General features: G+C 65.9%; 18 protein-coding genes and 1 pseudogene. 9 read left to right on the top strand and 10 right to left on the bottom strand.

The window, feature by feature from the left end:
• Window positions 1-36 precede the first annotated feature (36 nt).
• Window positions 37-968: pseudogene (gene coaA, locus ACVW1B_RS19110) on the top strand (type I pantothenate kinase).
• Between the two features lie 120 nt (window positions 969-1,088).
• Here coaA and ACVW1B_RS19105 read toward each other — a convergent pair.
• Window positions 1,089-2,033 carry an ornithine cyclodeaminase family protein gene (locus tag ACVW1B_RS19105; RefSeq protein ID WP_253608039.1) on the bottom strand — a complete coding sequence of 315 codons (945 nt, stop codon included), beginning with the start codon at window positions 2,031-2,033 and terminating at the stop codon, window positions 1,089-1,091.
• Between the two features lie 158 nt (window positions 2,034-2,191).
• Between ACVW1B_RS19105 and ACVW1B_RS19100 the strand changes: the two genes are divergently transcribed.
• The gene (locus ACVW1B_RS19100; protein WP_253608040.1) at window positions 2,192-2,932 is read left to right on the top strand and encodes a bestrophin-like domain; all 741 of its coding nucleotides are present in this window, start codon (window positions 2,192-2,194) and stop codon (window positions 2,930-2,932) included.
• 259 nt (window positions 2,933-3,191) lie between these two features.
• A complete protein-coding gene (locus ACVW1B_RS19095) occupies window positions 3,192-3,578 on the top strand; it encodes a COG4315 family predicted lipoprotein (RefSeq protein ID WP_210262721.1) in 387 nt (128 codons plus the stop codon).
• A 167-nt stretch (window positions 3,579-3,745) separates the two neighbouring features.
• On the opposite strand, the gene ACVW1B_RS19090 is transcribed toward ACVW1B_RS19095, so the two are convergent.
• Window positions 3,746-4,327, bottom strand: coding sequence for an HdeD family acid-resistance protein (locus ACVW1B_RS19090; protein ID WP_057017581.1), 582 nt, complete (start codon window positions 4,325-4,327; stop codon window positions 3,746-3,748).
• A gap of 245 nt (window positions 4,328-4,572) precedes the next feature.
• On the opposite strand from ACVW1B_RS19090, the gene ACVW1B_RS19085 reads away from it, so the two are divergent.
• Entirely contained in the window at window positions 4,573-4,794 is a 222-nt protein-coding gene (locus tag ACVW1B_RS19085) for a dodecin (RefSeq protein WP_026192947.1), read from the top strand.
• Between the two features lie 323 nt (window positions 4,795-5,117).
• Here ACVW1B_RS19085 and ACVW1B_RS19080 read toward each other — a convergent pair whose 3' ends face one another.
• The 4 genes from ACVW1B_RS19080 to ACVW1B_RS19065 form a co-directional block, all read right to left on the bottom strand.
• Window positions 5,118-5,678 (bottom strand): N-acetyltransferase family protein, encoded by a 561-nt coding sequence (locus ACVW1B_RS19080; RefSeq protein WP_456822029.1) that lies wholly within the window; start codon window positions 5,676-5,678, stop codon window positions 5,118-5,120.
• Between the two features lie 18 nt (window positions 5,679-5,696).
• On the bottom strand, window positions 5,697-8,054 hold the full coding sequence (locus ACVW1B_RS19075) for an Orn/Lys/Arg family decarboxylase (protein ID WP_456822028.1): 2,358 nt from the start codon (window positions 8,052-8,054) through the stop codon (window positions 5,697-5,699).
• 106 nt (window positions 8,055-8,160) lie between these two features.
• Window positions 8,161-9,312 carry a DJ-1/PfpI family protein gene (locus ACVW1B_RS19070; protein ID WP_456822027.1) on the bottom strand — a complete coding sequence of 384 codons (1,152 nt, stop codon included), beginning with the start codon at window positions 9,310-9,312 and terminating at the stop codon, window positions 8,161-8,163.
• 201 nt (window positions 9,313-9,513) lie between these two features.
• Window positions 9,514-10,110 carry a tetratricopeptide repeat protein gene (locus ACVW1B_RS19065; protein WP_375162608.1) on the bottom strand — a complete coding sequence of 199 codons (597 nt, stop codon included), beginning with the start codon at window positions 10,108-10,110 and terminating at the stop codon, window positions 9,514-9,516.
• Window positions 10,111-10,367: 257 nt separating this feature from the next.
• Here ACVW1B_RS19065 and ACVW1B_RS19060 point away from each other — a divergent pair, with 257 nt between their 5' ends.
• Window positions 10,368-10,754, top strand: coding sequence for an ester cyclase (locus tag ACVW1B_RS19060; RefSeq protein ID WP_456822026.1), 387 nt, complete (start codon window positions 10,368-10,370; stop codon window positions 10,752-10,754).
• A gap of 28 nt (window positions 10,755-10,782) precedes the next feature.
• Here the strand turns inward: ACVW1B_RS19060 and ACVW1B_RS19055 are convergent, their stop codons facing one another.
• Both ACVW1B_RS19055 and ACVW1B_RS19050 read right to left on the bottom strand, forming a co-directional pair.
• Complete coding sequence (locus ACVW1B_RS19055) at window positions 10,783-12,516, bottom strand: adenylate/guanylate cyclase domain-containing protein (protein WP_456822025.1); 1,734 nt, start codon at window positions 12,514-12,516, stop codon at window positions 10,783-10,785.
• Between the two features lie 129 nt (window positions 12,517-12,645).
• On the bottom strand, window positions 12,646-13,200 hold the full coding sequence (locus tag ACVW1B_RS19050; RefSeq protein WP_057019672.1) for a PAS domain-containing protein: 555 nt from the start codon (window positions 13,198-13,200) through the stop codon (window positions 12,646-12,648).
• 486 nt (window positions 13,201-13,686) lie between these two features.
• Between ACVW1B_RS19050 and ACVW1B_RS19045 the strand changes: the two genes are divergently transcribed.
• Window positions 13,687-14,484, top strand: coding sequence for a rhomboid family intramembrane serine protease (locus tag ACVW1B_RS19045; RefSeq protein ID WP_057019671.1), 798 nt, complete (start codon window positions 13,687-13,689; stop codon window positions 14,482-14,484).
• Between the two features lie 191 nt (window positions 14,485-14,675).
• The gene (locus tag ACVW1B_RS19040; protein WP_057019670.1) at window positions 14,676-15,104 is read left to right on the top strand and encodes a CBS domain-containing protein; all 429 of its coding nucleotides are present in this window, start codon (window positions 14,676-14,678) and stop codon (window positions 15,102-15,104) included.
• Between the two features lie 3 nt (window positions 15,105-15,107).
• On the opposite strand, the gene ACVW1B_RS19035 is transcribed toward ACVW1B_RS19040, so the two are convergent.
• Entirely contained in the window at window positions 15,108-16,154 is a 1,047-nt protein-coding gene (locus tag ACVW1B_RS19035; protein WP_456822024.1) for a patatin-like phospholipase family protein, read from the bottom strand.
• A gap of 278 nt (window positions 16,155-16,432) precedes the next feature.
• On the opposite strand from ACVW1B_RS19035, the gene ACVW1B_RS19030 reads away from it, so the two are divergent.
• Together ACVW1B_RS19030 and ACVW1B_RS19025 are read left to right on the top strand one after the other, a co-directional pair.
• Window positions 16,433-17,509: a hypothetical protein gene (locus ACVW1B_RS19030; protein WP_253608046.1), complete on the top strand. Its 1,077-nt coding sequence runs from the start codon at window positions 16,433-16,435 to the stop codon at window positions 17,507-17,509.
• A gap of 178 nt (window positions 17,510-17,687) precedes the next feature.
• On the top strand, window positions 17,688-20,171 hold the full coding sequence (locus ACVW1B_RS19025; RefSeq protein WP_456822023.1) for a putative bifunctional diguanylate cyclase/phosphodiesterase: 2,484 nt from the start codon (window positions 17,688-17,690) through the stop codon (window positions 20,169-20,171).
• 109 nt (window positions 20,172-20,280) lie between these two features.
• Here ACVW1B_RS19025 and ACVW1B_RS19020 read toward each other — a convergent pair whose 3' ends face one another.
• Entirely contained in the window at window positions 20,281-20,844 is a 564-nt protein-coding gene (locus ACVW1B_RS19020) for a nitroreductase family protein (protein ID WP_076831733.1), read from the bottom strand.
• Window positions 20,845-20,892: the final 48 nt, after the last annotated feature.

Raw genomic sequence — 20,892 nt, 5'->3', positions numbered from 1 at the left:
CTACTCGCCGCATCAGGCTCACCGTGAACGGCTAAGATGACCCACCCCGACGAGCTGTCCGCCTACATGATCTTCGGCCGCAGCGATTGGGCGGCCTTGCGCGCCAGCACGTCGCTGACGCTCTCGGACGCCGATCTCGCGGCGTTGCGCGGCTTGAACGAGCCGATCAATTCCGCCGAAGTCAGCGACGTGTATCTGCCGCTGACGCGCTTGTTGAACCTGCATTTCGCGGCGGCGCGCAACCTCGCGCACGTCAAGGCGGAGTTTCTCGGCCGCCCGGCACGCCGTTCGCCCTACATCGTTGCATTGGCCGGCAGCGTCGGCGTCAGCAAGAGCACCTTTGCCCGCGTGCTGTGCGCGCTGCTGGCCCGCTGGGCCGATCATCCGCGGGTCGAGTTGGTGACGACCGACGGCTTTCTGCATGCCAACGGTGTTCTCGAAGAGCGCGGGCTGATGCGGCGCAAGGGCTTTCCCGAGAGCTACGACCTGCCGCGCATGCTGCGATTTCTCGCGGCGGCGAAGGCGGGCGAACGCGAGCTCGAGCTGCCGGTCTATTCGCATCTGATCGGCGATATCGTGCCGTCGGAACGCCAGGTCATCCGGCAGCCGGACATCCTGGTCTTCGAGGGCCTCAACGTGCTGCTGGCGCGCGGCACGGCGCCGGTGGTGGTGTCGGATTTCTTCGACTTCTCGATCTATCTCGATGCCGATGAGGCCGACATCCAGTCCTGGTATGTCGAACGCTTCCTCAGGTTGCAGCCGACAGCGTCCGGAATCCCGCCTCCTATTTCCACCACTACAGGGACCTGCCGCCGGGTGACGCGCGCGAGGTCGCGGAGCGGCTGTGGCGCGAGCATCATCGCGCCAATCTCAGGGAGAACATCTTGCCGACGCGGACGCGGGCCGACGTCGTGCTGCGCAAGCGCGCCGATCACTCGATCGGCGAGGTCTGGCTGCGCGAGATGTAGATGTAGCCCGGATGAGCGAAGCGATATCCGGGGGAGGCTGATCCCGCATGTTGCGGAGCCCGTCATCGGGCGCGCATTCGTGCGACCCGTTGGCTCATGCGGGCTACAGAACAGTTCCGCTTACCGCAGCTCCTTCCCCAGCTGCGCAAGCACCGTCTCGCAGGTCATCAGATCCAGATGCCCGCCGCCGGCGTTCTTGAAGAAGGTGATGTCGCTATCCGACAGCCGCCCGGCGACCTTGCCGCCGGCGAGATCGTAGTGATCGCCGAGCACGTCGCTCTCGGTGATCGCACCGCTCGCGATCGGTTGCAGGATGTCGCCGACGCCATCGAAGGCGGATTCGCGGCGGTCGACGAAGATGCGCGAACGCCGCGCCGCCTCGTCGTCGGACTCGCGGGTCTCCGGGGTGAAGCCGCCGACCAGATCGAGATGGGTGCCGGGCTTAAGGTTGGCGCCCTTGACCAGCGGCTCGCGCGAGCGGGTGCAGGTGGTGATGATGTCGGCCTCGCGTGTCGCGGCGTCGAGATCGGAGACGGCCTCGGCCGCGATGCCGTCGCCTTCCAGCAGCGCGGCGAGCTCCTGGGCGCGTTCAACTGTCCGGTTCCAGACCCGCACCCGCTTCAGCCGCGGCCGCACGGTGCGGTGGCCGCGCACCAGCCAGCGCGCCATCTCGCCGGCGCCGACCACCAGCAGCGTCTCGGCATCCGGCCGCGCCAGGTGTTTTGCGCCGAGGGCGGAGTCCGCGGCGGTCTTCCAATGGGTGATCTCGGCGGCGTCCATCACCGCGAGCGGACGCCCGTCATTGCCGTCGAACAGCACGCAGACCGCCTGAACCGCCGGCAGCTTGCCGTGGGCGAGGTTGCCGGGAAAGCTGGTGTAGAGCTTGGTCATCATGAAGCGGCCGGCATCGACCGCGCTGCGCGTCACCAGCTGCTGGCCCTTGTCGTCGCCGAGATAGCCGTCGTGCACCGCGATCTTCGGCCGTCGGTGCGCGGCCTCGATCGCCTCGATCAGGATCGGAAAGCTCAGGACGCGGTTGACCTCGCTGTCGTCGACGATATGCACGTGGTATCTCCTCTGGAGCGCCCCTCGCGCTCTCGCCGGGCGTCCCCCAAACTGTCCGGACTGGATAGCGCGTGGGGGCGGCTAGTCAACCGGACATGCACCATTGGGCGTCCCTTGCTATCCTGCGGACCTGATTCTCTCGCAGGTTTTCGCAAGCCGTGGTTGCATTCATCGTCGCCGTCCTGATCTTCACCCTGCTCGGCGGCGCCGCGCTTGCGACCATGGCGATCCATGCCCGGCTCGCCGATCATCACCGCAGCGACGAGACCAACACCTCGGTACGCCTGGTCGCGACGCTGTTCGTCACCATGCCGTCGCTGCTGCTCGGCCTGATGATGAATAGTGCCGCCAACACCTATGTGGCGGTCGACCGCAATTTGCATGTCTTCGCCACCGACCTCATCCTGCTCGATCGCGGCCTGCGGCCGCTCGGTCCGAGCGCCGACGAGCCGCGCAAGCGGCTGCTCGCCTATGTCGAGCAGGTGCTCAAGGATGTTCCGATCTCCAGGGCAAGCGCGGTGTCCGAGCGCCTGCTCGACGAGGTCGGCACCAGCCTGCGCGAGCTGCGGTTCGACGACGAGCAGAAGGTCGCGCTGTGGAACGACGCGCGCTCGGTCTATCGGCAGGCGGTGCAGCAGCGCTGGACCTTTGTCGAGCAGTCCGACGGCTCGTTTCCGTCGCCGCTGATCTGCATCCTGGTCGGGTGGCTGACGCTGATGTTCGCAACCCTCGGCTTTCGCGCGCCGCGCAACGCAGTGGTGATCTCGACCACCGTCGCCGCCGCGGCGCTGATCTCGGCCGCGATTTACCTGATCCTCGAAATGAGCACGCCGTTCTCCGGCCCGATCCAGCTCTCCGACCGCCCGCTGGTGCGCGCGGTCGAGGAAATCAGGCGGTAGCATATTCGGTGTTGTAGCCCGGATGAGCCAACGGGTCGCGCGAACGCGCGCCCGATGACAGGCTCCGCGATATCCGGGGCGGCTCCCGCATGTCGCTCCGCTCATGCGGGCTACGGGACGGTATCGGCACGCGCCTGCGGCTTTATTCCCCTCGCATTGATCGCCGTCCCGAAAATTCTTCGCGCGCCGTCAGCGGAATAGTGCGCGCCCTTCGGCGTCCTTACGCATGCAAGCCATTTGCATTCGAACAGGAGACATCATGAAGACATCGATCTCGCTCGCGCTCGCCACCGCCGTGTCGCTTGCGTTCGCCTCGGCGGCCTTTGCCGCGCCGCCGACCAAGACCGGAACCACCGCGAAGGGCTCCGTCCTCACCGACGCCAAGGGCATGACGCTCTACACCTTCGACAAGGATTCCGAAGGCAAGTCGGCCTGCAACGGCCCGTGCGCGACGAACTGGCCGGTCTTGAAGGCGGACGCCAGCGACAAGGCCGAAGGCGGCTACACCATCATCTCGCGTGACGACGGCTCCAAGCAGTGGGCCTACAAGGGCAAGCCGCTCTATACCTTCGCCAAGGACCAGAAGGCCGGCGACATCACCGGCGACGGTTTTCTCAACGGCGCCTGGCACCTCGCGCAGCCCTGAGGCTTGCAGGTGGATTGAGGGTATGGCGGGTTAGCGCAAGCGTAACCCGCCATCTCTCCGCGCATGAAACGTGCGGCGCGTCACGCGGAGCTTGCCATCGGGCCGCCCTGCGAGCGGACCCGTTGGCTAACCCACCCGTCGATCGTGCCTGAGGCGACGATCGCGCCTCACGCCCTGCGCTTCAGCGCCATGCCCATGCTGATCCAGCTCACGCCGGCGCAGATCAGGTCGACGCTGAGGAAGATGCCGAGCACGTAGAGGCTCGAGACCGGCCAGCGCGCCAGGATCATGGCGCCGAGCACCAGCGTGATCAGGCCGGAGATCGCGACCATTCCCCAGGGCGCTTCCGAGTTCATGCCGAACGCGAGGAAGATGCGGACGATGCCCGACACCACCAGCGCGATGCCGAGGAACAGCGTCAGCGTCGCCGCGGCGAGCAGCGGGTTCTCGAAGGTGATGAAGCCCGCCACGACATAGAGCGCGCCGAGCAGCAGCCAGAACAGGAATTTGCCCCAGGTCTTGAACTGGAACGCGTTGATGATCTCGGCGACGCCGGCGACGATCATCATGGCGCCGACGAACAGCACGCTGACGACGGTGGCGAAGAAGACGCTGCCGAAGGCGAGCACGCCGGCGATCAGGTAGATCACCCCGAGGGCGACGATCCAGCCCCACTTGGCGCGGAGGTTGGAAAGCCCGGATCCGAGGCTGTGAGGAGGTGTGGCGGGTGAGCTGGACGCAGTGGACATCGTATCGCTCCCGAATACTTGATGAAACCATGCTACCATAGGTCAAGGCACGGACAAGGGCGGGTGCGCAGCTGGCACGAAATGCATGCTGGCACCAAAGGCGCCGCGACACGTTGATTCAATTCGTCCGGCGTGTTGCCGCGCAGCATTCGTCGGTTTTGACGATGGCCGGCCCGCATCGGACGATGGACTGTCCGAACCGCAGCGCAAGCGGTCCGGATCGCGCATCCACAGAGGAGGTCGACATGCCCGCCACGCACGACAAGGATCACGTCTACAAAATCCTGGAACTGGTCGGATCATCGGACAAGAGCATCGAGGCGGCGATCGAGAACGCCGTGAGCCGCGCGTCAAAGACGATCCGGGAAATGAAGTGGTTCGAGGTGGTGCAGACGCGGGGCCATATCGAGGACGGCAAGATCCGGCACTATCAGGTGGCGCTGCGGGTCGGCTTTACGCTGGAGTAGGGCGTTCAGGTCGCTTGCGCCTTGCAGCCTGCAGGATTACTCGGGACCCATGGGTGCGATCGGCATCCGGCTTTCCCTGCGCCCTCTGTCATCAGAGCGGCGAAACGAAATGCAAAACTCGCGCTGCAGAGGCCGCGAGAATGCCGGTGTATGACTCACCGGCCGCGCAACACATTCGCTGTCGTCCCGGCGAAGGCCGGGACCCATAACCACCGAAGGTGATTATTGCGCGACGCTGGGGCCACAGCCTTCCTTGCCAATCCAATCCTGTGGTTATGGGTCCCGGCCTTCGCCGGGACGACGAATGGAAAGTGTCGTGCCCATCACCGTCGCGACAGCGGCGCGGGGGGCGGCGGGGCGGTGGCGCCGGCGGCGAGCGAGCGCTGCACCATCATGGTGTCGGACCAGCGGCCATAGCGATAGGCGACGCCGGGCAAATGCCCGACGCGGGCGAAGCCGAAGCGGTCGTGCAGCGCGAGCGAGGCGGCGTTGTCGCTGTCGATGTAGCCGATCATCTGGCGGAAGCCGGCGGCGGCGCAGGTGTCGATTAACTCCTGCAGCAGCCGGCCGCCAACCCGCTGGCCGGTGAAGCGGTGATGCACATAGATCGAATGCTTCACCGTGTAGCGGTAGGCCGGACGCTTGCGGAACAGCACGACATAGGCATAGCCGACCACCTCGCCGTCAGAGATCGCGACGAGGTGGGGCAGGCGGGTGTTGCGCAGATTCTTGCGGCGGTCGCGCAGATCGTCGGGCTCCGGCGTGCCGCTGTCGTCGACGCTCTCCTCGACGCCGCGGCGGATATGGTGGCGGTAGATCGACAGCATGGCGTCGACGTCGCTGTCGCGGGATGGGCGGACGGTGATCTTGTGATCATTCTCCATTGTGTTGCGCCCGTTCGCCTATTCGGACACGACATAGGTGTAGAAGCGGACGCGGCCGGAGTCGTCGATCTCCTTGTAGATGCCCTGGACCTCGACCTCAAAGCCGGGGAACGCATTGAAGCTCGCCTCGAACATCTTGAGATAATCGATCATCGGCTTGCTGCGTTCCGACAGCCGCTCGCCGGGCACGATGGTGGCGATGCCGGGCGGGTAGACCACGAATGGCGTCGCGGCGACGCGGCCGAAGATCTGGTCGATCGGCAGGTAGTCGACATCGTTGCGGATGAGATATTGTGCGGCCTGGCGCGGCGACATCGCGATCTCGGGCAGGTGCTCGGGCAGGAATTGCCTGGCCTGCAGCGTGCTGACGCCGCCGTCGCGGAAGAAGCGGTGCATGTCGCCGCAGAGGTCGCGCAGCCGCACCCCGCTATAGCGTTGCGGGCGGCGGCGGAAGAATTCGGGGATGACGTCCTCGATCAGCGCGTTGTCGTCGTGCAGCTTCTTGAAGGCGACGAGCCCCGACACCAGCGTGCCGGCCTTGCTGGCCTCGACACCGGGCGTCAGCAGGAACAGCAGGGAGTTGAGGTCGTTCTTCTCGGCGACGATCTGGTTCTCGCGGAGATATTGCGCCACCACCGGCGCGGGGATGCCGTGATCGGTGTAGGCGCCGGTGGCGTGATCGAAGCCCGGCGTCAGCAATGTGAGCTTGTTCGGGTCGGTCATGGCGAAGCCCGCGGTCAGCTCGGGAAAGCCGTGCCAGGTCTCGCCGGGACTGAGCTGCCAGTAGGACGGATTGGTCGCGAGCTGATCGGTCGAGATCGTCTCCCAGGCGACATTGTGCACGCCGTTCTCGCGCGCGACGTCGGGGATCTTCACGCGGTCCGGCACGAACGGCTCGAAGAACCAGCGCCGCTCGGGGCGCGTCTCCTTCTCCTCGAACTCGCGCTTCACGGCGCGGATCTTCTTGCGCAGCTCGATGCCGAGCCGGATCGTGTCGTCCCACAAGACTTCGCCGGAGCGGCCCTTCATCATCTGCGCGCCGACATCGAGCGAGGCGAACAGCGGGTAGAACGGCGACGTCGAGGCGTGCTGCATGAAGCTTTCGTTGAAGCGGCGATGCTCGACCCGGCGCTTCTGGCCCTTGATGTGGCGGTCGCGGATGTGGATCTGCGAGGCCTGCGAGAAGCTCGCGAGCTGCTTGTGGGTCGATTGGGTCGCAATGATGCCGGGCGCCTCGGGGCCGAGATCGGACAGTCCCATGGCGAAGCGGCCGGCATAGATCGGGTGGAATTTCATGAAGCCGGCCCAGGCCTCGTCGAACAGGATGTAGTCGCAGAGATGGCCGATCCGCTTGAGGATCATCTCGGCCGAGTGGATGGTGCCGTCATAGGTGCACTGCTCGACCACGGCGACGCGGAACGGACGCTCCTTCTTCCAGGCGTTCTCGTCCTTGACCAGCGGGTGCTTGCGGATGTGGTCGCGCAGCGTGCCCTCGTCGAGCAGGTCCCAGCGCATCGGCCCGATCAGGCCCCAGGCGTTGCGCACCGTCGGCACGTAGACCGGGATGCCGCCGCCGATCAGCAGCGCGCCGTGATGCGCGGCCTTGTGGTTGTTGCGGTCGAACAGCACGAGGTCGCCGTCGGTGACCAGCGAGCCGAGCGCGACCTTGTTGGAGGTCGAGGTGCCGTTGAGCACGAAGTAGGTCTTCTCGGCGCCGAAGATCCGGGCCGCCTCCTTCTGCGCCCGCAGCGCCGGCCCTTCGTGGGTGAGGAGGTCGCCGAGGTCGAGCACGGAATTGTCGAGGTCGTCGCGGAACACCGCTTCGCCAAGGTGTTCGACGAACACCCGTCCGATTGGGCTGCGGCTGTAGAACACGCCGCCATTGTGGCCCGGGCAGGTCCAGAGCTGGTTGCCTTCCTCGGCATAGTCGACCAGCGCGCCGAAGAACGGCGTCTTCAAATTCTCGGCATATTGCTTCAGCCTGGAGATCAGGTTCTTGGCGATGAAGGGCGGGGTTTCCTCGGACAGGAACACGTAGCCGTCGATGAAATCGAGCACCTCGACCGGCAGGTCCTCGAACCGCTTGCGCCGGATCAACAGGATGATCGGGAAGTCGAGGCCGCGCCGGCGCATCAGGTTGATCAGCGCCGCGGTCTTGCCCTCAAGGCCCTTCTTGCCCCAATCGACCACCATGCAGCCGATCGCGGCGTCGGTCTGCACCGCGATCTCGGCATCTTCCAGCTTGCGGGCACGAACCACCTCGAAGCCGGAGCGCTCGATCTCGGCGATGATCTGGTTGAAGCGGATGCCCTCGAGGTCGTCGGCCTCGAACACCGGCGCAGCGAACAGGAAGTTGAAGCGTTTGAAATAGTCCATGCGTGTCCCCGAACTGGTCCGACGCTGACGTGTCGGCACAATTCATGACAGGCAGATGACAATGGGGTCGATGGAGGATCGAATAGGCTGTTGGGGACGCAATCCCTCACTGCACGGCGTCAGCCCGTGGATATTCGAGCTGCATGGCGACGAAGTCCGCCGTATCACGGCCATAGCGTGTCTCGATCCCGGCGAGCGCCCGGTCGAGCGCCTGCGCGGGCGACGCGGTGCCGACCGCGGGCAGCAGACGATCTGCGGACCAATCCGGCGCCACGACTTGCGGATAAATACGCAGGCCGTTGCGGGTCGTCACCGCGTCGCCGGTCGCGGCGAACGTCACGGCATGCGAGCGGTAGGTGCGCGACCAGCTGTCGGCGACCAGCGCCAGCGAGACCTCGTCGACGCCGGGAGCCAGCGCGAGGCCGAGCTGTTCCCGGTTCCAGAACGCCAGCGTGTTCCGGATGGCGGTCAGCGCGAAGGGACGCGTGAACTTGAAGGCGTTGCTGTCATGCCGCGCGTCCCAGCCGGGCAGGCCGATCTCGCGCGCGACGGCCTCAGCCCTGGTACGGCCGGCGATCGCCTCGATCAGGGTCAGCGACATCGGCATCGAGGCCGAAATCCCGGTCGTCGTCGCGACGCCGCGATCGACCACGATGCGGCGGTCGGCGACGTATTGGATGGCGGGATGTTTGCTGCGCCAGTTCTTCAGGTAGAACCAGTGCGTGGTGGCGCGCCGGCCGTCGAGCAGGCCGGTCGAGGCGAGCACCTTGGCGCCGGCGCAGACGGCGACGATCACAGCGCCTTTCTCCGCCTGCTGCCGGACCCATTGCATGACCGCCGGATCGTCGTCGCGGCTCATCGCCGGCACGATGACGTAGTCGGCGCCGTCGCCATGTGCGGCGTCGAATGCGGCGATGGTCGCATCAGGCTCGACCTTCAGCACCGGGAATAGCGCGACCGGACCGGGTCCCGTCGCCAGCGTGACGACATCGGCAACATCGGCGCGCTTGAGGATGCCGTAGGGCATCAGATAGTCGGTGGTCTCGGTCATGTCGTTGATGCCGAGCATCGCGATCAGCGGGCGCGACCGCTTCGGCGGCTTCAGCGCCGCGAGCGTTGCATCCTGCTCGGCCTTGGCGATCGGAGGCGGAACGCGGAACGCCGATGCGGCGGGCAGGGTGAAGAGCCAGATGCCGCCGATGATTGGAACCAGCGCGGCAACGGCGATGCCGCTCCACGCGAGAAGCCGCCAGGTCATGATGATCGATCTCAACGTATCCGCGTGCGTCGCCCGGCACGCAAGCTACTCGCCGGCCACGTCGACCAAAACGGCGAAATTCCCGCAAAAACGGACACGCGAACAATGCGGCTCACAGGCATAGCCCGGACGAGCGACAGCGACATCCGGGGCCGGTCCTTCCCCGCATGTCGCTCCGCTCATGCGGGCTACGCGACGCGCTCAGTAGACGAGGTTCGTACCCGGCGGCTTTTCCAGTGCCGCCGCCAGCGTCCGATACTCCTCGCAGTCGGTGCCACAGATCTCGGCGATCCGCTGCAGATGATACTGCGCCTGGTCGCGGTTTCCCTGTTCGATCTGCCACAGGCCGTAGTAGTTCCACGTCAGGACGTGGTTCGGATCGGCCTTGAGCGCACGTTCGTACCAGACCTGCGATTGCTTGTAGTCGCCGAGCTTGCGATAGGAGTAGCCGATCAGGTTCGCGACGTTCGGCTGATCATCGCGGCCGAGTGCGTGCAACTGATCGATCGCGGCGGTGTAGTCGTTGCGTTCGTAGATTGTCGCATAGGCTGCGCGATAGCCGTCGCGGAACGCCGGGTCTTCGAAGCCGGACTGCTTGACGGGCTTCTTGATCTTGTGCGTGGTCTTTCTGTCCTTTTGCTGGGGATAGGACGGCGCGGGAGTGCCGTAGCTCGACCCGTATGGGTCGCCACCACCACCACCGCCGCCACCTCCGCCAGCCGCGACGGCGGTCTGCGGTGGGAACAGAATGATCGGCGCTGTCAGGAATGCCGCAAGCATCATCGGTGACTTGATCATGTACGCCTCCGATTTGACAAGGACAGTTATTGACCTGAAGCACTAACTCCCGATCGCGGGAGACATTCCGCGCGTTTTGAGAAATTGTTTGCCGAAGCGGCAATCGCACTGTCTCTTCGGGACGTCGCGCTTTCACGTGCACGCCGGCTGAGTGTTTTGTTCGCGCCATCGGACATCGGAGTCGAAACTAACATCGGTGTTAGAATCACACTCCCATGCTCAATAGTCATCTGGACCCGCGGCAAGGAGGACGATCGATGATGAAAACGGACCTCGCCGAGATCTACCGGAACTACATTGCCTGTTTGAATCGCCAGGACTGGCTGCAACTCGGTCAGTTCGTTGACGAGGATGTGTGCCACAACGGCCGGCGGCTCGGGTTATCCGGCTATCGCGCGATGCTGGAAGGGGACTTTCGCGACATCCCGGACCTTCGCTTCAACATCGTTCTGCTGGTGTCGGATGGGTCCCATGTCGCGAGCCGGCTGGCGTTCGACTGTTCGCCGAAGGGCGCGTTCCTCGGTCTCGGCGTCAACGGCAAGCGCGTCTCCTTCGCCGAGAACGTGTTCTACGACTTCCGCGACGGGAGGATCGTGCAGGTCTGGTCGGTGATCGACAAGGTTGCGATCGAGGCCCAGTTGTAGCGGCGGAGCCTGGATGCGGGTGACGCGGTTACTTCCGCTCCAGATGCCAGGCGCCGTCCCAGTCGGCCGCTGGCGGATCTTGCCTGAACGCTGCGACGCGCGCCTTCATGGCGATCGACGGGCCGTCGCCGGGCGCCGCAGCCAGCGCGGCGGCGAAGGCTTGCTCGGCGTCATCCCAGCGGCGCTCGCGATAGGCGGCGAGACCGTCCGCGTAACGCTGCCGTAACTCGATCTGCGCCGGCGTCAGTTCGTCCTTCTTGCCGAGGATCTCGAACACCGCGACCGGCTGGGTCTGCCCCATCACGACGAGGCGGTCGATCTCGCGGAGCTCGATGGTTGCGGCGCAGGCCGCGGCGATGGCCTCCGAGATCAGGCTGCGGCTGCCGTAGAACTTGTTGGCGCCTTCCAGCCGCGAGGCGAGGTTCACCGTGTCGCCGAGCACGGTGTAGCTCATCATGAACTCGGAGCCGATGCTGCCGACCAGGGCCTCGCCGGTGGCGATCCCGATCCGGATGTCGCAATCGGCCGGGATCACGCGCACGCCGAGCAGTTCCGGCAGATCCTTGCGCAGCTGGTTGACCTGGCCGATCATGTCGATGGCGGCAAGCGCGGCCAGATGGGTCTGCTCGGCCTCCTCGACGAAGGGCGCGCCCCAATAGGCCATGATGGCGTCGCCGATATATTTGTCGATGATGCCGCGATGCGCATGGACCGGCGCCGACATCGTCGACAGGTAGAGGTTCATGATCTTGACGAGGCCGCTCGGCGTCACGCCCTCGCTCAGGCTGGTAAAGCCCTTCATGTCGCAGAACATCACCGTCATGACGCGGCGCTGTCCTTCGGTCGCGGCGATCGCCGGCTGTTCGAGCAGGCCCTCGGCGATCCGCGGATTGATGTAGCGGCCAAACGTCTCGCGGATGCGCTGGTTGTGGCGCAGCGTCTCGATCATGCGGTTGAAGGCGGCCGACAGCTGGCCGATCTCGTCCTGGGTCGTGATGGTGATGGCGCCGTCGAGGCGGCCGGCCTCGACCTCGCGGGTGCTCTCGAGCAGGCGCATCACCGGACGCGTGATGCCGCTGCCGACCAGCATCGCGAACACGAAGCCGAGGATCGCGGCAATCGCGGTCACGACGCCGGAGATGATGATCGCCCGCTGCTGCGCACTCATCACCTTCGCGGCGGCCGAAGCGACCTGCGCCAGCATGTCGGCACGGATGCCCTCGATCCTGGTGTTGAAGTCGTCGCGCAGGGTGTCGGCGCGCAGCGTGGTCGCTTTCGCCGCCGCAAAGTCCTTGGCGTCGATTTGCTCGAGCAGCGTCTTGTTCTCTGCGTTCAGGCGCATCAAGAGGTCGTTGACGGCATTGTCGATGCGGTCATCGAGGCGTCCGAGCGCGGCGTTGTCGGATGGCGTCGAGGGATCGGCGATGATCGCATCGATCAGCACGCGTGCGGCGTCGGCCTCGCGCTTGATCAGGGGCTCGATCTCGTCGAAGGCCTTGCGCGCGCTTTCGTAGCCGGAGTCTTCGCCCGGCGCCTGCATCTTCGCCATCATCATCCGGCGCATGGCGAGCGACCGCTCCAGCGCGCGGATGTTGACGCGGGCGAGGTGGCCATAGGCGGGGATGTAGCGGTTGGTGAGCTCGTCGAGGAGATGGCCGACCTGGCCCGCCATCACCATCGACAGCAGCGACGTGATCACCGCGAGGATGATGAGTCCCGCGGCAATGCCGACGATCTTCTGCCTGATCGAATTCCGAAACATGCCCAGCCCGGCCGCAGCTGCAATGAGCGGGTCCACCCCGCCGTGACGGCCAGACAGCTAATAGAGTTCCGCGGGGCGGGGTGCAAGCGACCGGCGCCTGCCATCCCGTCCCAAGGCGGGCGCCGGCAGCTAGCGGAGGCCTTCGTAGACCATCAGGCCGCGCGCGATGGCCAGCTTGCGCAGGGTCCGCGGCACGAACCGCTCCTGGGGATGCAGGTAACGCCACGAGGTCAGCACCAGGTCGTGCAGCCGGCCGACGTCGTCCTCGAACGGGGCGAGCAGGCCGGTGAGGCTCGCCGGCATATGAACGCGGCTCGTGAAGGGCAGCAGCAGCAGTTCGAGATGCGCCTTGGCGCCGCTCTCGGTCGTGGCGGTGATGCCGGCGATGGCCGGCAGGGTCTCTTCGACGACGCAGGTGATGATGTCTTCGATCTCGCCGCGGCTCGCACCGGTGAACAGGGCGGAAAAGCTCCGGTTCTTGAGGTCGCAGCCGAGCAGGGCGGAGGTGCGGGTGCCGGCCACGCGGAACGGAAAGCGGGTCTCGCCGTCATAGGACAGCACGAAGATGTCGGACAGCAGTTCGCGTACCGCGGACGGCTCGAACTCACTCCGGTCAGGTGCACGTGCGGTGCCGCGCTTCGCATTCCAATATGCGAAGAACTCGCGGCTCGAGCTGTGTTTCATCTAAACCTTGCCCGGCACCTGTCTCGGCGGGACACATCTGTCCCGGTTTTGCTCAGGCGCCTTCCCTTCTCTGTTGTGCAGGGAAGGCTGTGCAGCGTCCATGCCGTGGCCGCGCTTTGGGCGGCTTATCGGCAGCTTTGTGTTGTTAACGTAAATTTAACTATGTCCTTGGCCCCCGCGGAACCAGTGGGTAGGGTCCGCGCGTTCTCGTTCGCGCCGGCTGCCCCAAGCGCCGGCGCCGTTGGTACACAGGTGGCGTCAAACAGTTTGGTCACCGTGCGGGGAGGGGTGGGGATTTTCTCCCGATCCCTCCGGGGCACGAGAAGACCAGCCGATCAGGGAGGGCGTTCTCAGCGCCCTCCCTTTTCTTTTGTCCCGATTCCGCACTGCGCGACACCCGGTGTCCGATTTTGGGATTGTGCACTTGCACAGGGGTGCGAAAGCCGCCTATCTCTGATCCACCGCCGCATCGAGGTCGCCGACCCCTTGGACTCCCATCCCGAATCCCCGCTCGCGCCGCCGCCGGAGGCGCCGCGCGAGCCGATCCTGACCTTGCCGCCGGCGCTCACCGCCTACATCCTCCTGATCGCGGTGATCCATCTGCGGGTGCTGCTGCCGCCGGAGCTGGAGAACTGGACCATCGACGTCTTCGGCTTCATCCCGAAGCGCTACGATTCAACGCTGCTCGACATCACCTTTCCGGGCGGCGAAGGCGCCAAGGTCTGGACCTTCGTCACCTATTCGCTGCTGCACGCCAACCTCACCCATATCGGCTTCAACGTGCTGTGGCTGCTGCCGTTCGGCAGCGCGCTGGCGCGGCGGTTCGGCGCGCTGCGTTTCTTCGTCTTCATGGCGGTGACGGCCGCCGCCGGCGCGCTTGCACATCTGTTAACCCATGAGCACGCGATCGCGCCGATGATCGGAGCGTCGGCTTCGGTGTCGGGCACGATGGCGGCGGCGATCCGCTTTGCCTTTGTGAAGGGCAGCTTCCTGTCGTTCAGCCGTGGCGATGCCGAGGCGGCGGCCAAGGTGCCTGCGCTGTCGCTGTGGCGGGCGCTGCGCAACGGACGGGTGCTCGCCTTCCTGGCGATATGGTTCGGCGTCAACATCCTGTTCGGCGCCACCTCGCTGTCGCTCGGCGGCGAGGGCGCGAGCGTCGCCTGGCAGGCGCATATCGGCGGCTTCCTTGCCGGACTGCTGCTGTTCTCGTTGTTCGATCCGGTGCCGCGCACGCGGGACGATGCTGCAGATGCGTCGTCGGTGGATCAGTCGGGGCGCGTCTGATCGCCGCTTGCGGCCTGGATCGAATTCCTCCATCATCTTTGTGACGCAGAAACAAAGCGGGCCGACAAATCGAGCCCTGCTACTCACCGCGCCTCGGAACCGAAATCGGCGCGGAACTGTTGATTGAAGACTCTGGCGAACAGGCTCGGCTCCGCTCAAGCGGGGCACGAGCGGATTCAGGGAGGCCGACAATGACGGTACGTTCCATTCTCGATGCAAAAGGCCATCAGGTCATGAGCGTCGCGCCCGGCGCGAAGCTCTCGGCCGCGGTCAAGCTGCTCGGCGAGCGTAGGATCGGCGCGGTGCTGGTGATGGAGCAGAGCCGCATGGAGGGCATCCTGTCGGAGCGCGACATCGTGCGCGTGCTCTCTGAGCGCGGCGCGGGCGCGCTGGACGAACCGGTCAGCGCGGTCATGACCAAGAAGGTCGTGAGCTGCCGCGAGTCCGATACGGTCAGCGGCATCATGGAGATGATGACCACGGGAAAATTCCGCCATCTTCCTGTCGTCGAGGACGGCAAGGTGGTCGGGCTGATCTCGATCGGCGACATCGTCAAGCGGCGCGTCGAGGAATATGAGCGCGAGCAGGAGGCGCTGCGCGACTACATCAAGACCGCCTGAGCGCTACTTCCCGGTGCTGCCCGCGCCGCTCGACGGCGGCGCCAGGATGTCGATTGCCTCCTCGATTGCGCTGATGGAGCGTTCGGCGGCGCGTATCCCGTGCGCGATCAGGTCGTCGGCGCGGTGGAAGTCGAACCAGCCGATCTGACCGACCCGCGGCGAGATCAGCATGTCAGGCGGATCGCCGGCAAGGCGTGCGCGGGTGATGCGGTCCTGCATGATGTTGAAGGCGTCGACCATGACGCTCGAGATGCCGGGCCGGCTGGCGCTGCCGAAAAACTCCCGCTTCACGGTACGTTCGGCGGAGAAGAAGCGGCCAAACCGGCGCTTCGGCGGCTCCGGCTCGAGCTCGGCCTCGGCGGTCATCGCAACCGTCACTTCGGGCGCGGCGGACGGGCCGTGATTGTAGATCGTGGTCGAGTGCGCGAACACGTCGCTGGAGAGGTTCGCCGCAATGACGATTTCGGCGCCGAGCGCGCGCGCGGCCGAGACCGGCACCGGATTGACCAGCGCGCCGTCGACCAGCCAGCGGTCGCCGATCAGGACCGGCGCGAAGATGCCGGGCAGGGCGTAGGAGGCGCGCATGGCGTCGACCACGCGGCCCTGGGTCAGCCAGATCTCGTGCCCGGTGCGCACTTCGGTGGCGACGCTGGCGAACTTGACCGTGAGGTCCTCGATCATGACCTGGCCAAGCGCCGCCTCGATCTCGGCGGCCAGCTTGGCTCCGCGGATCAGGCCGGAGCCGTTGAGGCGGATATCGAGGTAGCCGAGCACGCTGCGCGGCTGCAGGCCGCGCGCCCATTGCTCCAGCGTCTCGATATGGCCGGCCGCATAGGCGCCACCGACCACGGAGCCGATCGAGGTGCCGACCACCACATTGGGGACGATGCCGTGGGCCAGCAGGGTCTTGATGATGCCGATATGGGCAAAGCCACGCGCGGCGCCGCCGCCGAGCGCAAGCCCGATGACCGGCCGGCGAACCGTTCCCAGGCCTACCTTGTCGGGGCCGTCGGAGCTCTTGTGGCCTCGGCCCATCCAGCTATCCAACACGACAAATCTCCTGCCAGCGCGAGACTAGGCTGCGCAGCATGGCTGCGCCAGCGTCGTCCGTCTTCATGGTTATTCCCACAGGCATGATTCATGCCCCGGGTAGTCCGCGGTAGGCAGGGAATGTGACTGGACCGCGACGGTAGAGCTAACATCGGCTTGATCGCGCGGTTCCAAATGGCGGACGCCGCCCGCCCGGACTGTGACAAAGCCTTGGACGCCCCTTGGATCCCCTTGGACGAAGGCTTGAATTTGCCGCGTTTTCGTTGAAAAGCATGGAGATGACTTCGAGGGGCAACGGCATCGGCGGATGCGGGCGGGGCATGCGGCTCCTTCCGCTGCTGACGCTTGCGGCATTTTTGCTGGCTCTGATCCCCGGTTCCGTATCTGCACAGTTCTTCAGCGACCGGCCGCCGCCGATTCCGCCCGCTTCTGTCCCGGAGGTGCCGTCCGGTCCGGCACTCAACCTGGCGCCGCCATCGGGCGGCGGTTCAGGGCCCGTTCTGCCCGGTCCGCTGAACCAGCCGACCATCGTCCAGCCCTCGATTGCGACCGTGCCGCCGGTGGTAGCTGTGCCGCCGGCCGGCTCGCCGGCCGCGGGGCAGGCGGTGCTGTCGCTGACGGCGCGGTACGGCAAGGACCTGCCGGTCATCAATGCCGGGCTGGTGTGGCGGGTGTTCGCCGACAAGCCTGACGACAACGGCACCTACAAGCTGGTCCGCGAAGAGCGCGGGGCGACGCCCAACGTGGTGCTGCCGCCCGGCAACTATGTCGTCCATGTCGCGCTCGGCCTCGTCAGCGCGGTGCGCGCCGTCAGTCTGAAGTCGGAGACCGACCGCGAGTCCTTCGTGCTCCCGGCCGGGGGCCTGCGGATCGAGGGTCGGGTCGGCAGCAGCAAGATCCCCGCCAACCAGATCTCGTTCGCGATCTACAAGGGCAGCCAGTTCGACGGTTCGGACCGTGGACCAATGGTGCCGAACGTTGCAGCCGGCGACGTCGCGCTGCTGCCCGAGGGCACCTACTACATCGTCTCCAACTATGGCGACGCCAACTCGGTGGTGCGCTCCGACATTCGCGTCGCGGCGGGCAAGCTGACCGACGTCACCGTCACCCATCGCGCCGCCGTCATCACGCTCAAGCTGGTCAGCGAGCGGGGCGGCGAGGCGCTCGCCAACACCGCCTGGTCGGTGATCACGCCGGGCGGCGACGTGATCAAGGAATCGATCGGCGCGTTCCCGCGCGTCGTGCTCTCCGAGGGTGAGTATCGCGCGATCGCCAAGAACGAAGGCAAGGTGTTCGAGCGTCCCTTCAATGTCGTCAACGGTGTCGATGGCGAAGTCGAGGTCGTGGCGCGCTGACGTCCGGCCGGCCCTGCATTTCATGCAGCTGTCATAGTCTCTAATGTGAACTAACCATCGCGCGAATTTGAGCCGTCATAATCGCTCGCGGCGAAGCCGGGCCTGCCTATTTTTACATGACGTTAAGCCGCGGCATGACTTGGATGTCGCGGGGACTAGTGTTTGCGTGGGGCGCGCCATGGTCATGGCCAACAAGAAATCAGCAAAAGCATCGGCCAAATTCAATTCCGAGATGTTCGCCGACGTACCGGTTCTGCAACGCAAGTGGCAGGCCGCGGTCCGTCCCGGCGAAAAGCTGCCGCACTATGAAGACGTGATGCTCGGCAGTCTCGGCCGGCTCGCGGATCATATCGTGCTGCTGCGGAGCGTAGATGGCATGCTCAGCGTCTCGCACGCCGGCCGCTATGTCCAGACATGGCTGAACGACGAGCGCTGGGACATTCCGCTCAGCGCCCTGCCGCCGGATTGCGCCACCGCGTTGACCGAAGCCGCCGCAAACGCGCGCGAGAACTGCCGGCCCTATCTGGCGTCGGCGCATTGCGTCCGCGACGGGTTGGTGCGGACCTTCGACGTGCTGGCGCTGCCGACGCGGTCGCGCTGGGGCGGTATCCTGGTCGGCGTCTATGTCAACGAGCGCAATGCGCAGTACAATCTGCTCGATACGATTTTCTCGGCCACCGACGAGGGCGTGCTGTCGCTCGCCGCGATCCGCGATGCGCGCGGCGAGCCGGCCGACTTCCAGATCGTGCATCTCAACCAGGGCGCCGCAAGGCTGCTGATGCAGCCTGCGACCGAATTGCTGTGGCGCCGGCTCAGCGCCGGCGGCAACCCGCTTGCGGCGTCATCGGTGATGAGCCGTCTGCGTGGATTTGTCGGCGGCGGCCCGGGCGGGCAGTTCGAGATCGACAGCGGTGATCGCTGCCTGCGGCTCGGCGTCACGGCGTTCGGCGACATGCTGTCGCTGACCGTCTCCGACGTCACCGCGCTGAAGCAGCGCGAGCTGTCGTTCCGCCTGCTGTTCGAGAACAACCCGATGCCGATGTGGGTGTTCGACGCCGGCACGATGGAATTCCTCAGCGTCAACGACGCCGCCGTTCAGCACTATGGATACAGCCGGGAAAAGTTTCTCGGCATGACGCTGCGCCAGATCTGGCCGGTGGATGAGTGGAGCGTGCACAGCGCCGCCTTGCGCGAGATCGGCGACGTCTATCAATCGAGCCGCGACTGGCGGCACATCAGGGCCGATGGCAGCGAGATCCATGTGCTGACGTTCGGACGCAAGGTGGCGTTCGAGGGCCGCGACGGCTATCTGGTCGCGGTGGTCGACATCACCGAGCGCCGCGCCGCCGAAGCGCGGATCGCACATATGGCGCACCATGACGGGCTCACCAATCTGCCGAACCGCGATTTCTACCAGGAGCGCCTGCGCGAGGCGCTGGAGCGCGGCCGCAGCGGCAACAAGCGCGTCGCGGTGATGTGCATCGACCTCGACCTGTTCAAGAACGTCAACGACTCCTTCGGGCATCCGATGGGCGACCGGCTGCTCAAGCTGGTGGCGGAGCGGCTGCGCGAGGTGGTCCGCGACGACAATGTGGCGGCCCGCCTCGGCGGCGACGAATTCGCGATCGTGCTTGCGGCCGACGTTTCGCCGAACGAGGCGAGCGCTTTCGCCGAACGGCTGATCGAAGCGCTGAGCGCGCCCTACAACATCGACGGGCTCGAGGTCGTGGTCGGCGCCAGCGTCGGCATCGCGCTGTCACCGGGCGACGGCACGACGTCGGAAGAATTGATGCGCAATGCCGACATGGCGCTGTACCGCGCCAAGTCCGAGGGGGGCGGCGTGCATCATTTCTTCGAACCGGAGATGGATCAGCAGGCGCAGAAGCGCCGCGACATGGAGCGCGATCTGCGCGCGGCCTTCAGCAACGGCGAGTTCGAGCTGCACTACCAGCCGCTGGTCGACATCGCGGCCGACCGCATCTCTGGCTTCGAGTCGCTGCTGCGCTGGCGGCACCCGCAGAAGGGCATGGTCTCGCCTGCGGAGTTCATCCCGGTTGCCGAAGACATCGGCCTGATCGTCGCGCTCGGCGAATGGGTGCTGCGCGAAGCCTGCTCGGAGGCGATCAAGTGGCCCGCCGACGTCAAGGTCGCCGTCAATCTGTCGCCGGTGCAGTTCCGCAGCCGCAATCTGGTCCAGGCCGTGATCTCGGCGCTGGCGCATTCCGGCCTGTCGGCGCGGCGGCTCGAGCTCGAGATCACCGAGTCGGTGTTTCTGGCGGAGACCGAGGCCAACCTCGCGATCCTGCATCAGCTGCGCGAGCTGGGCGTCAGCATCTCGATGGACGATTTCGGCACCGGCTATTCCAGCCTGAGCTATCTGCGCAGCTTCCCGTTCGACAAGATCAAGATCGACCGCTCCTTCGTGAAGGATCTGGCGCGGCGCTCCGATTGCCTCGCGATCGTGCGCGCGATCTCGGGCCTTGGCCGCAGCCTCAGGATCACCACGACCGCGGAAGGGGTCGAGACGACAGACCAGCTCGACTGGTTGCGCGCCGAAGGTTGCAACGAGGTGCAGGGATTTCTGTTCAGCGCGGCGAGACCGGCCGGCGAGATCGCGGCCTTGCTGAGCGGCTTTGGGGAGCGTGCGTCGAAGGCGGCGTAGTCGTCATGCCCGACAATGGCGAGGGCTTTTGTAGCCCGGGTGAGCGAAGCGACACCCGGGACGAGTGTCCCGCATATCGCTCCGCTCATGCGGGCTACAAGGCTATACCCTAGAACCGCGTCACGATATCGGACAGGGCCGGGCGCGGGCGGTCCTCGCTCGGCCTGGTCGGGGTGCCGATGTGAATGAGTCCGGCGAGCTTCTCGTCCGGCTTCAGGCCGAGGCCGTCGAGCACGTCGCGGTCGAAGACAAACCAGCCGGTCAGCCAGCAGGCGCCGTAGCCGAGCGCGGTCGCCGCGGTAACGATGTTCATCGCGCTGGCGCCCGCCGACAATTCCTGCTCCCACGGCGGCACCTTCGGGTGCGGCTTGGTGAAGGAGACCACGCCGATCACCAGCGGCGCGTCGGTCAGGCGTTTCTTCTCGACCTCGATGTCGGAGGCCGGCGCCCCGGGATTCTTCCGGGCGAAGACCTTTGCGATCACGTCGCCGGCCCGCGCGCGGGCATCGCCCTCGAACACGATGAAGCGCCAGGGCGCGAGCTTGCCGTGGTCGGGTACGCGTGCGCCGATCGTCAAAATGGTCTCGAGCTCGGCCGCGGACGGGCCCGGGCCGGTCATCTCGCGCGGTTTCATCGAGCGGCGCGTCTTCAGGAGTTCAATGGCATCGGGCACGGAGATGTCCTTCAAGGGGAGTCGTGCCCCCAAGATGGGGGCACGACC

The organism is Bradyrhizobium sp. USDA 4502 (genome assembly GCF_054063355.1).
This window is presented reverse-complemented; position numbering and strand designations above follow the sequence as displayed.